14 protein-coding genes and 1 pseudogene are annotated in these 13,135 nt (G+C 42.0%); 7 read left to right on the top strand and 8 right to left on the bottom strand.

The genetic code is table 11. The annotated features are described in order from the left end of the window. Positions 1 to 80: 80 nt before the first annotated feature. On the bottom strand, positions 81 to 203 hold the full coding sequence (locus tag ACFQZ9_RS14875) for a hypothetical protein (RefSeq protein WP_286180101.1): 123 nt from the start codon (positions 201 to 203) through the stop codon (positions 81 to 83). A 64-nt stretch (positions 204 to 267) separates the two neighbouring features. Further along, positions 268 to 1,128, bottom strand: coding sequence for a glycoside hydrolase domain-containing protein (locus ACFQZ9_RS14870; protein WP_498944381.1), 861 nt, complete (start codon positions 1,126 to 1,128; stop codon positions 268 to 270). Between the two features lie 348 nt (positions 1,129 to 1,476). On the opposite strand from ACFQZ9_RS14870, the gene ACFQZ9_RS14865 reads away from it, so the two are divergent. Then, complete coding sequence (locus ACFQZ9_RS14865) at positions 1,477 to 1,746, top strand: CD3324 family protein (RefSeq protein ID WP_498944380.1); 270 nt, start codon at positions 1,477 to 1,479, stop codon at positions 1,744 to 1,746. A 133-nt stretch (positions 1,747 to 1,879) separates the two neighbouring features. Then, positions 1,880 to 2,530, top strand: coding sequence for a FusB/FusC family EF-G-binding protein (locus tag ACFQZ9_RS14860; protein WP_498944379.1), 651 nt, complete (start codon positions 1,880 to 1,882; stop codon positions 2,528 to 2,530). A gap of 46 nt (positions 2,531 to 2,576) precedes the next feature. Here ACFQZ9_RS14860 and ACFQZ9_RS14855 read toward each other — a convergent pair whose 3' ends face one another. Both ACFQZ9_RS14855 and ACFQZ9_RS14850 read right to left on the bottom strand, forming a co-directional pair. After that, complete coding sequence (locus ACFQZ9_RS14855) at positions 2,577 to 3,017, bottom strand: NAD(P)-dependent oxidoreductase (protein ID WP_498944585.1); 441 nt, start codon at positions 3,015 to 3,017, stop codon at positions 2,577 to 2,579. Positions 3,018 to 3,020: 3 nt separating this feature from the next. Then, positions 3,021 to 3,400: pseudogene (locus ACFQZ9_RS14850) on the bottom strand (NAD(P)-dependent oxidoreductase); the annotation flags it as partial. Positions 3,401 to 3,674: 274 nt separating this feature from the next. Here ACFQZ9_RS14850 and ACFQZ9_RS14845 point away from each other — a divergent pair. From ACFQZ9_RS14845 to ACFQZ9_RS14835, 3 genes are all read left to right on the top strand, one after another. Continuing rightward, positions 3,675 to 4,178, top strand: coding sequence for an Lrp/AsnC family transcriptional regulator (locus ACFQZ9_RS14845; protein ID WP_198310593.1), 504 nt, complete (start codon positions 3,675 to 3,677; stop codon positions 4,176 to 4,178). Further along, entirely contained in the window at positions 4,175 to 5,368 is a 1,194-nt protein-coding gene (locus ACFQZ9_RS14840) for an aminotransferase (RefSeq protein ID WP_498944378.1), read from the top strand. Before ACFQZ9_RS14845 ends, ACFQZ9_RS14840 begins: the two co-directional genes overlap by 4 nt. A gap of 113 nt (positions 5,369 to 5,481) precedes the next feature. Then, on the top strand, positions 5,482 to 6,969 hold the full coding sequence (locus ACFQZ9_RS14835; protein WP_498944377.1) for a sensor domain-containing diguanylate cyclase: 1,488 nt from the start codon (positions 5,482 to 5,484) through the stop codon (positions 6,967 to 6,969). A gap of 95 nt (positions 6,970 to 7,064) precedes the next feature. Here ACFQZ9_RS14835 and ACFQZ9_RS14830 read toward each other — a convergent pair whose 3' ends face one another. The 4 genes from ACFQZ9_RS14830 to ACFQZ9_RS14815 all read right to left on the bottom strand — a co-directional run bounded on the left by ACFQZ9_RS14830 (position 7,065) and on the right by ACFQZ9_RS14815 (position 10,801). Then, positions 7,065 to 7,982, bottom strand: a complete 918-nt coding sequence (locus tag ACFQZ9_RS14830; RefSeq protein WP_498944376.1) for a phosphatidylinositol-specific phospholipase C/glycerophosphodiester phosphodiesterase family protein — start codon at positions 7,980 to 7,982, stop codon at positions 7,065 to 7,067. Between the two features lie 178 nt (positions 7,983 to 8,160). Then, positions 8,161 to 9,513, bottom strand: a complete 1,353-nt coding sequence (locus tag ACFQZ9_RS14825; RefSeq protein WP_498944375.1) for a sensor histidine kinase — start codon at positions 9,511 to 9,513, stop codon at positions 8,161 to 8,163. 1 nt (position 9,514) lies between these two features. Continuing rightward, entirely contained in the window at positions 9,515 to 10,192 is a 678-nt protein-coding gene (locus ACFQZ9_RS14820) for a response regulator transcription factor (RefSeq protein WP_498944374.1), read from the bottom strand. A 90-nt stretch (positions 10,193 to 10,282) separates the two neighbouring features. Next, a complete protein-coding gene (locus ACFQZ9_RS14815; protein WP_498944373.1) occupies positions 10,283 to 10,801 on the bottom strand; it encodes a hypothetical protein in 519 nt (172 codons plus the stop codon). A gap of 404 nt (positions 10,802 to 11,205) precedes the next feature. On the opposite strand from ACFQZ9_RS14815, the gene ACFQZ9_RS14810 reads away from it, so the two are divergent. Continuing rightward, entirely contained in the window at positions 11,206 to 11,928 is a 723-nt protein-coding gene (locus ACFQZ9_RS14810) for a GntR family transcriptional regulator (protein ID WP_498944372.1), read from the top strand. 159 nt (positions 11,929 to 12,087) lie between these two features. Then, positions 12,088 to 13,101, top strand: a complete 1,014-nt coding sequence (locus ACFQZ9_RS14805; RefSeq protein WP_498944371.1) for an SIS domain-containing protein — start codon at positions 12,088 to 12,090, stop codon at positions 13,099 to 13,101. Positions 13,102 to 13,135 lie beyond the last annotated feature (34 nt).

The raw sequence follows: 13,135 nt of genomic DNA, 5'->3' as shown, positions 1-13,135 counted from the left end.
TTCTTGGTTAGTGCCTGTCACCAATGTGAAATTTTCACATTGGTGACAGGCACTTTATGTTTAATCACATATGGAGTGTTTCAACTTGGATGCAAAGTTTTGTGTTTCGCTAATTGGAGGGCTGTTATCGCTGATGGGACTCCCCGTTTCGCCAATTGGAAGCCAGTTTCCGCTGATAAAACAACAAAAACGCTGATAGCCAATAAGTGTCCACCCCACGCGGACAAAAAGAGCGAAAAGTCCACGGGCGGTGTCAGGCACCGTATTTCACCACAGGGCGTCGATTACTTCTGACTGGATGAGGTTGGTGTCGATGTTGCAGGTTTGGCCGTCGATTCCGTATTGCCAGATGGATACGTTTACCTTGTCGGGCGCCTTAGGTTTGAATTTTGGTGCGCTGTCTTTGTTGGTGATTCCTGGTTCGGGGTTGCTGCTCCAGATGATGGTCTGGTCCTGAATATTCTTATCCTTCTCCATCGCTTTTTTATATGCGGAGGTAACCTTGGATTCCTTGGTGAATACTCCGTATATTCCAGGTTTATAATCCGATTTGTGCAAGGTGTCGACCCAGCCGCGGATAAATCCTTCATCCACAGGATATTTCGGTTCGATATCGGCGAAAATCGCAGTTCCCTTTGGAATTCCTATCCTTTTGGCATAACGGATCGCTTCTTTTGCTTCAGATACCCCTTTTTTATAGCCAGTGGCATCGATGAAATGATTAAATATCGGAATAACTTTGACTCCCTCTTTGTGAAGAAAGTCAGCCTCTTTTTTCGTAAGTCCTGTCGAGATTCCCTCTTTCGTCTCCAAATAACGGCCAAACACAGCCGGCTTGCCATAATGCTTTTTTACACATTTTAAAAATGCCTTATCCACCTTTGTAGCGGAATCGACACCCCATAGGGTTTTATGTTTGGGAGCAGGCTTCTTTTCCGGTTTAGACTGGGATTGGGAATTGGGGTGAGGCTTTCCAGGATTCTTTGTGGAATTATCCCCCATGACCGTCTGCACTTCAGGCGGATTAGACTGCTTTTTCGTTCCATTACCATGGAACATAACGAGAACCAACGGGAGAACCAATATGGCACTTAAAACGATTGTCCAAAACCATTTTCGTGTTTTCATACTTTCCCTCCATTCGACATTCTGTAAAAACACAGTATGCGAATGGAAGTTCGAATGTGTGGGCGAGCCATTACAATAGCGGCAGAAGCACATTTAAGAAACATAGTTAAATAAGCCTCTCCCGCCATGTGTAAAATTTTGTTATAATGACAACAGATTAAGGGAGGTGCGTACAGTTGGAGAATCACTTAAGATTGTCTGGTACTTCTGTCACTCATGCAAAGCCTAGTATTGGAAAGGCGATACTTTGCATGGGGCGAATCATTTAATTATATCGCTGACCTAGCTTTTCTACTATTTTGGCTTTGCACCTTATTTTTTCAAAATTGAAATAAGGGGCTGGCAAAAATGAAATATATTAATGCAAACAAAGTTTTACCCGAAAAGCTGATCGTTGAAATTCAAAAATATGTCCAGGGAGAAACCCTATACATTCCCAAGCCGGAGACGGAGTATCGGAAATGGGGAAGCTCAAGTGGCGGGAGACGGCTGCTCGATCACCGCAATGCTTCTATTAAAAAATCGTTTAACAGCGGCAGCAGCATCGAGCAATTAGCTGAGGAACATTATCTCTCCATGGAAACAATTAAAAAAATTGTCTATTCGAAAAAGCAATAAACCAATAGCACTGGTGAAAAACTTCATCAGTGCTTTTTTATGTAAAAAACATTTCTAACTCATTTTCTCCATTTTAGAAACGGGCGGGGTTTTTTAAAATATAGGGTATAGAGAATGATAGGAGCTACTAAAAATGACCGAAAAATTTATCAAAAATGAACAGCTTAATTTTATAAAAAATCAGATCGCCTTGATTAAGGACAGCGCCAAAAAGAATGTGGCCCCAACCGTTTTATCAGCTGTAAAAGACTTAGCTAATGCTAAAATCTTCGACCTATTTCCCAATACAACATCGGAACAACAGAAAATGCTCGATCTTTCAAGGCTGAAGACAGATGCCGAATATGATCAATATATCCAGCATCTTTCATCCTACGTGATCTCTTTTCCCAAAATCACCGAGCAGCAGTTGAAAAAAATGTTTCCTAAAAATAAAAAATTAAAGCTGCCTGATTTATCACAAATCAATCACGGCCAACTGACCTATTTGAGCTGGAACGACCTTAGTTCCAATAAAAAATTTATTGTTTATGAGCTGGATGGAAAAATCACCGGCATCGAATGCAAAGTTACTCCCGCCAGTAAAGAAAATATTTGTTCCTTCTGTAATCGCTTTGGCCAGGTTACTTACATTTCAACCGTAACAAAAGCGAAAAAATCCAAAAACCCGGACTATTATAAAGCCATTGGCAATTATATTTGTACCAATAGTTCTGAATGCAATAAAAAAATAACCAATGTCGACTATTTGACGGTGTATCTTAAGGACTCGCTGGGAATGTGAATACTTCAAATGGTTTCTTTCACCATTGTGAAGTTTTCACATCCTTCTATTTATTTGGTTTTAGGAATTGATAGATGGCCGAGAAATCAAGTTCACCAAGGCCCTGTTGCTTTGCTAACGCATAGAGTTCCTTGGTGAGGTTGGCGCTTGGCATCGATAAAGAATGTTCGTATGCCGCCTGAGAGACAAGCTGCAGGTCCTTTTGCATCAACCTTAATGGAAAATCGGCCGAATACTCGTCGGAGAGAATTTTGGTCTTTTTTCCTTTCAACATCGGAGCTGCTGTCGGCCCATTTAACAGTGTCTCTATGACAGTTTCCTTTTGAAGGCCGAGAGCTTCACCAAGATTCAGGGCCTCCGCAAACGCCGCCATCGATTGGGCTAGCATTAAATTAATCACAATTTTCATGGATGTCCCTTTCCCAGTTTCTCCTTGATAAAGAACATCCTTCCCCATGGTCTGAAGCAGCGGCCTTACCTCCTCCATATCCTCTTCCTTCCCGCCCACAAGAAAAACAAGCTCTGCCTTTTCTGCAGGAATTCTTGAGCCCGATACAGGAGCATCTAAAAAGCGAATTTGACGGGCTTCTGCCTCTGCTGCCTTCTTCGTGTAAATACAGGGTCGACGGTACTGCAGTCAACCCATAGACTGCCCTCACGAAAACTCCCCAAAAATCCTTCCTCCCCCAGGGCAACCTCTTCGACAGCCTTTGGCACCGCAAGCATGGTAAAAATAACAGTGGACCGGGCGGCGACTTCCTTCGGAGATACAGCCCAATTTGCCCCCTTCCTTAAAAGTTCCTCCGCTTTTTCTTTAGTTCGATTATAAACGACTATTTCATAACCGCTTTTCAATAAGTTTTCAGCCATACGGCTGCCCATAATTCCAAGCCCGATAAATCCAATCAACCCTAACATCTCCCTTATTTTGATAATTTTAGTATGGCTTTTGAGGGAATTTTTTAATAAAGTGGTAGGGGGTGCCAACCTCCTGTTACTTTCCATTAATTTTAATAAAAAAATAGTGCAATTTGAATTGAGTGATATTTCAAAATAACCTATTATAGTAATATTACCGACTATTTTCGATGATTATCGCCAATCTCCTATCAAATGGAGGTTGTATACTTTGAGGAGGCTCGTTATGAAACTGAGCAGTGAAGAAATTGAAATTTTAAAAATACTTGAAGAGGACCACCAATTATCGGCGGCCACCATCGCATCCATGGTTATGAGCGATGAGGAGACCGTCAAAAACACAATTAAAAAATTAGAAGATCAAAAGGTCATTATGAGTTACCCGACATTGATCAACTGGAGTAAGGTTGAAGGCGAAGCAAACATTATTGCCATGATTGAAGTAAAGGTTACTCCGAAGCGAGGCGTCGGTTTCGATGAAGTGGCGGAAAGAATTGCCCGTTTCCCGGAAGTATCCTCTTTATATCTAATGTCCGGTGCATATGATCTGTCGATTACAATAGAAGGAAAAACGATGAATCAGATTGCCAACTTTGTTTCGGAAAAACTATCAACGATTGAGCATGTGATCTCCACCACAACCCATTTCATGTTAAAAAAATATAAGCATGATGGAGTTAATTTTGAAGGCGGCGAAGATAAGGATCGCAGGATGGTGGTTACACCATGAAAAACGGGTATTCTTCCTATATTTCGCAATTGGCAAAAGACATTCAGCCTTCGGGAATTCGCAAATTTTTCGACTTGGCTGCCAGTATGGAGGGCGTCATTTCGTTAGGGGTGGGCGAGCCGGATTTCGTCACGCCATGGAATATTCGCGAGGCAACGATTCTTTCGCTCGAGCAGGGGATTACCTCTTATACTGCCAATCCGGGGTTGCTGGAATTACGCCAGGAAATCTGTAAATACTTAAATAATCGGTTTTCAGTCGAATATAATCCTAAAGATCAAGTGATTGTAACCGTCGGGGCAAGTCAGGCAATTGACCTCGCCTTCCGTGCGATTTTAAACCAAGGGGAAGAAGTTTTGATTGTTGAACCAGCATTCGTTGCATATGCTCCATTGGTTGCATTGGCTGGCGGTAAACCAGTTCCGGTTTCGACTTCACCGGACAACGGGTTTAAGGTAACACCGAAGCAAATCGAATCGGCCATCACGGAAAAAACAAAGGCGATTTTGCTCTGTTCACCGAACAACCCGACAGGAAGCATGCTGACAAGAGAAGATTTAACGGAACTTGCCAAGATTGTTGAAAAACATGACTTAATTGTTGTTTCCGATGAAATTTATGCGGAATTGAGCTACGACGAAACCTTTACAAGCTTTGCAGCCATCGATGGGATGTATGAGCGGACCATTTTGATTAATGGTTTTTCAAAAGGCTTCGCGATGACCGGCTGGCGCTTAGGGTTCCTAGCGGCTCCAGTGGAATTTGTTGAGGTTATGCTGAAGATTTACCAATATACAACGATGTGCGCGCCCCATATGCTGCAGATCGGAGCAATTGAAGCCCTTCGCAATACCTATCATGAAGTGGAAGAGATGCGAAAAAGCTACCGCAGAAGACGGAACTTTATGGTGCAGGCCTTAAACGAAATCGGCCTAGACTGCCATGTCCCAGGGGGAGCCTTTTACGTATTTCCATCGATTCGTTCAACCGGTCTAAGCTCAGAACAATTTGCCGAAGAACTACTAATGGCAGAAAAAGTCGCCGTCGTCCCAGGCAACGTCTTTGGCGAAAGTGGCGAAGGCTACGTCCGCTGCTCCTACGCCACCTCCATGCAGCAGCTCCAAGAAGCACTAAAACGCATGCAGCGATTCGTGGAATCGCGGAAAATGGTACTGCAGGGAAAATCGTAAATAAGTGTATTCGACAAAATTCGGGTGGTGCCTGTCACCACCCGAATTTTGTCGACAGCATCTTTATGACTATGTTAAACTACTTCGGATTACTAAGCTAAAAGGATGATACAATGTTAAGGTCCTTCACTAAAAAACTTCTAAATCGATCGAAGGTGTGCCCCTGTGCGGATCGGGAACGGGAGTTTTTTTATTTCAATGATGATGTTTTATTTGAGCGTTTGAAGCTTGTTTCGTATATGTTGATTTTTACTTATCCTGCATTTTTCATTGTCGATTTCTTCCTATTAGATGGGCTTGCTTATCCGACCTACAAAAAGATGCTGGCAGGTGTACATATCTCTGGGCTTATTATTTCGCTTATTTTTATCATGATTTATCGCTATGTTCGGAACGAAATCAGAGCAAAAAAGTCTATCATTCACCTTTATGTCTTTTTTTATTTATTGATAGGAGCCGTTTCCTCTCTCAATAGCCAATTGCTGACTGGAAATCTTTACGCCTATATCATTATTTTATTTGGGGTCGCTGTCATTTTCCCTGTCCAGCCGAAAATTCTACTAAAAAATTTCACATGGGTTCAGTTACTCTTTGTGATAGGCCTTTTCCTCCTTGAACAAGACCGAGTCTCATTTTTAATCAAGCTCATTAATTCCACAGGTGCTGCAGTAATTTCTTTTACGATTGCCCTAGCATTTTACACATTTCGTAAAAATGATTTTTTAAACAAAAGGAAGCTTAGCAGGAATGAGGAAGTTTTTCGCCGTTTATTTAATTTAAATCCCAATCCCTTGTTTCTTGTAAATCCTGATAACAATGAAATTCTTCTCATGAATCAACAGGCAATTGAATACTATCAACTTCAGGGCAAAAATACCGACGGAAGCTTCTTGTTTCGCACCCCTAAAGAAAGGGATGACATTTTTACAAGATTAAAGGAACAGGGAATGATTAAAAACATTGTGATGGAGCAACAAATCACTCCAAATATCCGCAAATGGTCCATGCTTCATTTCGAGCTGGTTGATTACTTAGATCAAACCTGTATGTTAATTGGAACAACGGATATTACCGATATCAAGAAAACAGAAGAAGAGCTAGAAAGGCATGCATCCTATGATATGCTTACCGGTGTCAGAAATCGAAGGATTGGGATTGAGCAGCTTCGCAAACAAGTTTGCGGGGGGCCAGAGTCTGAAGAATTCATTCTTAGCTTTATTGATATTAATGATTTGAAAAAGGTCAATGATCGTCTCGGCCATGCTTTTGGAGATGATCTAATTAGAACCTGCTGTGAAACCCTTAACCGGCATATTGATCATCACGATGTCCTCTTCCGCCTTGGCGGAGATGAATTTATCATCCTCTTTTTTAAAAAGAAAAGGGAAGACGTCGAGCGGATTTGGGAAGATATTCAGCGGGATTTCCAAATCTTAAATGAAGTTAAACAAAAGCCATTTCACATCTCTGTCAGCCATGGGCTCTACCACTATGTACCTGGGGCTCTGATCACCGTCGAAGAAATTCTAGAAACCGCAGACCAAGCAATGTATAAGGAAAAATCCCTCTATAAGGAGCGAGAAGCCTCCTTCAGAAGATGACACCTCAACTGTCCACCCACCATGTACAAAAATGGTGAAATGTCCACGAACGGTGTCAGGCACCATGTGAATTCTTCACTGGTGCCTGACATGAATTATTTCAAATCATCCATCCTTAAATAGTCCGTGTAGATTCCCGTAACACCCTGGTTTAATAGTGTTTTTGCCTCCACTTTATTATTGACTGTATGGACATACACCGAAATCCCATGCCTCTTTAGGTTCTCAATAAATGAAATGTCAGCTTGCTTCTGTGACAATGTTACCACCTTAATTTCGCTATTTTGCAGAAAGCCAAGGATATTTTCCTGGCTCATACTTAATCTATACGTAGTTAAAATCATATTTTCAAAAGGATAGATTTCCTTTATTCTGCGGTAATCGCTAGGTCCGTACACTTGGGGAATTACTCTCTGCAGCAGTGCCCGATTCTCCTTCGAAAATTGAGCCACAACCTCACTAATAACACGTGTATTATCTAATTTTGTATCCGTGACAAAATAAACATCCGGGTACCTTTTCATTAACATGATGAGGTCGTATACGGACAAAGGCTCCCACCCGTCATGTATTTTTAAGTTTTTAAACTCTTGAAGTGAAAGTTGATCGCCTTTGTTTTCCTGACCTAAAAATGGATACATATACGCGTGCCAGTCATGCCTCGCGACTAAATGACCGTCAGTCGTAAAAACAAGGTCCACCTCAAAAATGCGGATACCATCTTTATAGTTGGATTGAAAGGCTTTTAAACTATTTGTCACTTTTTTCCTTTCAACTCCGCCCATCCCGTGAGCGATAATTTTATTTTTCTGTATCCATGCATAGGGAGTGACTTTAAAAGGAATAAAGGGAGACCCCTCTTTTATGCTTTTAGGTAATTCCATCTGAAGCAGCCTGTCACTTTCGCCTTGGTCGATCATGTCAAATGCAGCGGAGCTTCCGGAATTTCCCGAAAACACAATTAGTCCAGAAAATAAAATAGAAGTAGTGCATCTAATAAATAAGCGATTCATTGGTCAACAACTTCCTAGCAGTAATTAAAGGTAATATTCCGTCCCAATCCGTATTTTCCCTCGAATTACAACCCATTATTCAAAAAGGTGACAGGCACCGTTCGTGGACTTTTTATCATTTTTGTCCTTGTGGGGTGGACACTAGGCTAATAAGGAGGGTTTATAAAAGGAAAAGGGTTCAGACCCCTTTTTTGGAAGGTAGTAGAAGTGGAATACCAACCTGGAACACCACTCCTTTTGGCCTTTCGTTAAATGCACGGATGGACCCCTTATGCCCTTCAATAATCGCTTTGACAATCGCCAGGCCAATCCCTGAACCGCCGGCATCGCCACTGTAAAACCGTTGAAAGATTTTCTCCTCTTCTCCCGGGGCTAAACCAACTCCATCATCCTTTACCTCAACGACAACCTGCTGTTCGGCCAAAAAGCTTCTCACCACAATCCTCGATTCTGCATAACGAACGGCATTCCCAAGCAGGTTAATCAGAGCCCGCTTCATTTTTTCCCCATCCATTATAACCGAAGCAGCAAATTTACTTTCAACTACAACATCGATTTCCCGTTGGTCCGCAAGTGCCGCAACACTTTGGACCGCCTCAAGAATCATTGCCTCCAATGATTCTTCCTTAAATACAAAGTGTTCCACATTACCACTCTCCAGCCTCGCCAAGTAGGTAATGCCCTCTACAATCCGCTTCAACCGCTGACTTTCAGCAATAATGACCTGAAGACTATGCCCGACATCCTCACCTTTCACCACACCGTCCAAAATCCCCTCCGCATTCCCTTGAATCGCCATCAACGGGGTTTTTAACTCATGGGAAGCATTTTGGAAAAATTGCTTTTGGTCCGCATCATACTGTTTTAGCTTTCGCGACAACGCATTAAAGCTATCAGCCAACTCCTCCATTTCATCCTTTGTCTCAATCAAGATTTCCGCGCTCCCCCTTTGAAGCGAGTAATTTTTCATATGATTAGCGAGCTTCCGAATCGGTCTCGTTAAGTTTTTCTCAAAAAATAATGCCAAACAAACAGCAATCACAACAGAAATAACGAAGCTGACCAACTGCGATTTTCGCATCAACCGGTTGATTTCCTTGATTTCATCCAGCCTAGTAATCAAGGTAACATAACCTTTGGTTGTCCCATTTTTCGACGTGATTGCAACGGTTTCCGAGACAAACCTTCGCCCGGACTCACGGTCCTCTTTTAAAAATTGCTGTAAACTGATATCGTTAAGATCCGTGTAGATGATTTTCCGCTGCTCGGACCAAATAATCATTTTCGATGACAGTAATTTTTTCGAAACAACGAGTGTCTTACGATTTCCGAGCTTTTCTTGAACCATCTGACTTGAAAGTGCAACCCTGCTAAGGAGCTGACCCATCACCCTCGCCTCTTTATCAAGCTGTTGCTCGGTTTCCTTCATTAGATACCGCTGTGAGATAAAATGAAACGAAAGGCTTGTGATTAGGAACAAACTAATAATCAATATAAAATAAGTCAATAATAGCTTCGAACCAATTTTCATCCTATTCATCCAATCTGTACCCATATCCCCAGATCGTCGACAATTCCACACTCGATTGGTGCATCTCTAATTTTTTTCGAATTCGCTTCACGAGATCATCAATCAGCCGGCCATCCCCCGCAAATTCATAGCCCCAGACATGCAGAAGTAATTCCTCCCGTGTATAGGGCTTACCTTTATTTAGGGCTAGAAAAACCAACAACTCGTACTCCTTTGTCGTCAGCCTGACTTCCTGCCCATCTTTTTCAACATATCTTTTTTCCGTGTCAATCTTTATATCGCGGACTTTGAGAATAGCCTGTCCACTCTCAGATGTTCGTTCCATCCGTTTAAAAATATTTTTTATCCGAACCATTAGCTCCCGCGGGCTGAACGGCTTCGTTAAATAATCGTCGCCGCCAAGCTCCAAACCCAGGATCCGGTCAAACTCACTGTCCCTTGCGGAGATAAAAATAATCGGAATCTCACTCTGCTTGCGGATTCTTTTACAAAGCTCAAGACCATCGACATGAGGCATCATGATGTCGATGATCAACAAATCCGGTTTTAACCGCAGCATCTCTTCATATACAAACCTTCCATCTGAAAAAAGCGTCAGTTTATAGCCTTCATTTTCAATATATTTTTGCAAGATGTCCCGAATGTTTTTCTCATCATCCACCACAAAAATATGCTTCATCGCTGATCACCTCACGTCTATTATAATAAAAAAGGAGATAGGTTTACGAACACTATCTCCTGCTTAGCCAAACGGGGTCAATACGAAGCGCTAGTTAAGAATATCAATCATCTTATTTAATTCAGCTACTTCTGCTTTCATTTTTTCATTGATTTGCTGCTGGGTTGAGATTAGCTTAGCAAATTGGGCTTTTGCATCACCCTTTCTTACTGCCGCTTTCAGCTCTTTCCGCTCGGCTCTTGCATCCTTCATTAAAGGTTTTATATCGGAATGGATTGCCTTCAGCTGCTTCTTCACGTCCCTCACCTGTTTCAGCTTATCTTTTTCACGGTTCTGTTTAGCGGCTAAAACAAAATCCATCAATTGGTCCTTCTTTTCCACCCATTGTTTCTTCAAAGCTAATCGCTCCGCCCGTAGCTTATTCATTTGATGGATTTGATCGGTATACTGAGCTCGGAATGCCATCCGTTTTCCAACATGGGAATTCGTCTGCGGAACTACCTTCGTTTCCACTTTCTGAGGATTGGCAGCGGCCGACACGCTCTTCATCCCATATACACCGCCCAATAGCATCACTGCTCCAATTCCGGCAATCATAACCTTCTTCACCCTGAATCACTCCTTCATTTATCCAGATTACATTTTAAGTATAGACAAACAGTCCGGCAAAATTTTGTGATAAATGTGTGAAAAGTATGTGAAAATCGGTTCGTTCATTTTTCACATAGGTGCCAGGCACTTTGTGAAAAATGAACGCTGATAGATATGCGGAAATTTTCTGTTCCTCGACAGGATTTCCCAGGGAATTTTACGATTTTCGACGTGTATTTTGCTGAAATAATAGAAATCTATCAAAAAGGTCTACACAGAGTATGAATTTATTCGACAAAATCCGAGTGGTGACAGGCACGTGTCGAAAAATTTGATTGTCTCCTTCCAGCATATCAGGTAAGATAAACTCATTAATATGACCAAAGGTTATTTACCATTTAAGGATAAGGATCTGATTTTTGATGGATAAGAGTATTCCGCTTTATCGACAATTAAAGGAAAAAATCCTCAAGCAATTCAAGGACCAGTCACCGCTCACGCCGATTCCTTCGGAGAGGGAGTTATGTGACCTGTTTGGTGTAAGCAGACCAACAGTAAGGAGAGCACTAGAGGAACTTGAGCAGGATGATGAAGTATATCGTCTTCCCGGTAAAGGAACATTTATTGCGGAAAAAAAATACACCGACCACGAACTGCAGTCATTTATTGGTTTTCACGAAGATGCCAGTCAGCAGAACAAAACACCCACATCGATGGTACTTCAGCAAATCGTTACAACAGCACCTTCAGATGTTGCAAAAAACCTTGAAATCCCGGAAGACTCAGAAGTATTTTTACTAGAGCGCCTAAGGTTCGTCGACAAGGAACCCATCTGCCTTGTCAGCAGCTATATCCCATTGCACATATGTCCCGACCTTATCCGAACTGATTTTTCCGAACGTTCACTATACAAATTTCTAAACCTGCACAACATTTCCATTCATAAAGCCAAACGGTCAATTGAAGTGAAAAAGGCACCCGCAAGGGAATCTACCTATCTGAGTATTGACAAGGAAAGCCCCATGGTTCTTTTTCAAAGCCTTGGATTTACCGAAGATGGATTACCTTTTGAATTTGTCCAATCAAGATATCCCGCCTATAAAGCACGGTTTGAAAGCGAAGTATACCGTCCACAAGAGATGTAAATCAGGCAGCCAGAACCATTATGGCTGTCTTTTTTTGTCCCGAATTAACTTTTTGACTTTTCAAAAAATACGGTTGATTACTTGCTGTTTTCCGTGTTACATTATAACCACAGGTAATATACCAAAGGTAATAAAAATTCTAAAACGGAGGGGTAGAAGATGTATAATTTTGATGTAGAACGATTTTTGAAAATCCAAAATGGGGCATTAAATTTAAAAAATGAATTTGATCAAGCGATTGATACAGTGTTAGAAAAAGGTGTTGAAAACGTATTTTTCGTAGGAACAGGCGGGGCAGCCATCCTGATGCAGCCGGCAGAATTCATTATTAAAACACACTCTACACTGCCTGTTTTCACAGAAATCTCCTCAGAATTAATGCTCATTGACCATAAACACTTTTGCCCAAAATCACTAGTCATCCTCCCTTCCCTTTCTGGAACCACGAAGGAAACCGTGGAAGCCGCGAAATATGCAAAAGAAAAAGGAGCCACCACCATCAGCCTTGTCGGTCTTGCAGACACACCACTGGCACAAATGACAGACTACACCTTTATCAACTTTGCAGGTGATGATACATCCTGCGAATCCTTTTACATTCAATCCTACCTGCTAGCATTCCGCATCCTGTATAAACTAGGCGAGTTCCCGCAATACCATCAATTCACCGAAGAAATGAAGAACTTACCAGAGGTATTACTAAAGGTAAAGGAAGCTACCGAAGAACGCGCGAAAGCCTTCGCCCTTAAACACCAAAACACACCTTACCACATCCTTTCCGGTGCTGGCATCGATTGGGCCCAAACGCATTATTATGGAATGTGCATCTTAGAAGAAATGCAATGGATCAAAACACGTCCCGTCCATGCTTCCCATTTCTTCCATGGCACATTAGAACTAGTCGAAGAAGACACAAGCATCCTTCTTTTCAAAGGGGAAGACAAAACACGACCTCTTGTGGAAAGGGTCGAGCGTTTCGCTGAGCACTATTCAAAGGAAGTAACCACTTTTGACACGAAAGACTATGAATTGTCAGGAATTTCAGCTGAATTGAGAGCCTACATATCACCGATTGTCTTCGCTACCCTTCTCGAGCGCGTCAGCTGCTACCTGGAAAAATACCGCGAGCACCCGCTTACTACAAGAAGATACTACAAGAAGGTTCCATTTTAATATTGTATTTAGGAGCAGGCACTTCGGGTGGCAG

Origin of the sequence: Neobacillus sp. GCM10027624 (genome assembly GCF_042675345.1) — a bacterium.
Taxonomy (GTDB): Bacteria; Bacillota; Bacilli; order Bacillales; family Cytobacillaceae; genus Neobacillus; species Neobacillus cucumis_D.
Note: the sequence above shows the minus strand (reverse complement) of the source record. Positions and strands in the feature narration are given on the sequence as shown.

Excerpts from the sequence above, each read along its gene's own strand:
- ACFQZ9_RS14870 (WP_498944381.1), bottom strand. The coding sequence starts at position 1,128 with ATGAAAACACGAAAATGGTTTTGGACAATCGTTTTAAGTGCCATATTG.
- ACFQZ9_RS14865 (WP_498944380.1), top strand. The coding sequence starts at position 1,477 with ATGAAATATATTAATGCAAACAAAGTTTTACCCGAAAAGCTGATCGTT.
- ACFQZ9_RS14860 (WP_498944379.1), top strand. The coding sequence starts at position 1,880 with ATGACCGAAAAATTTATCAAAAATGAACAGCTTAATTTTATAAAAAAT.
- ACFQZ9_RS14855 (WP_498944585.1), bottom strand. The coding sequence starts at position 3,017 with ATGGAGGAGGTAAGGCCGCTGCTTCAGACCATGGGGAAGGATGTTCTT.
- ACFQZ9_RS14845 (WP_198310593.1), top strand. The coding sequence starts at position 3,675 with ATGAAACTGAGCAGTGAAGAAATTGAAATTTTAAAAATACTTGAAGAG.
- ACFQZ9_RS14840 (WP_498944378.1), top strand. The coding sequence starts at position 4,175 with ATGAAAAACGGGTATTCTTCCTATATTTCGCAATTGGCAAAAGACATT.
- ACFQZ9_RS14835 (WP_498944377.1), top strand. The coding sequence starts at position 5,482 with ATGTTAAGGTCCTTCACTAAAAAACTTCTAAATCGATCGAAGGTGTGC.
- ACFQZ9_RS14830 (WP_498944376.1), bottom strand. The coding sequence starts at position 7,982 with ATGAATCGCTTATTTATTAGATGCACTACTTCTATTTTATTTTCTGGA.
- ACFQZ9_RS14825 (WP_498944375.1), bottom strand. The coding sequence starts at position 9,513 with ATGAAAATTGGTTCGAAGCTATTATTGACTTATTTTATATTGATTATT.
- ACFQZ9_RS14820 (WP_498944374.1), bottom strand. The coding sequence starts at position 10,192 with ATGAAGCATATTTTTGTGGTGGATGATGAGAAAAACATTCGGGACATC.
- ACFQZ9_RS14810 (WP_498944372.1), top strand. The coding sequence starts at position 11,206 with ATGGATAAGAGTATTCCGCTTTATCGACAATTAAAGGAAAAAATCCTC.
- ACFQZ9_RS14805 (WP_498944371.1), top strand. The coding sequence starts at position 12,088 with ATGTATAATTTTGATGTAGAACGATTTTTGAAAATCCAAAATGGGGCA.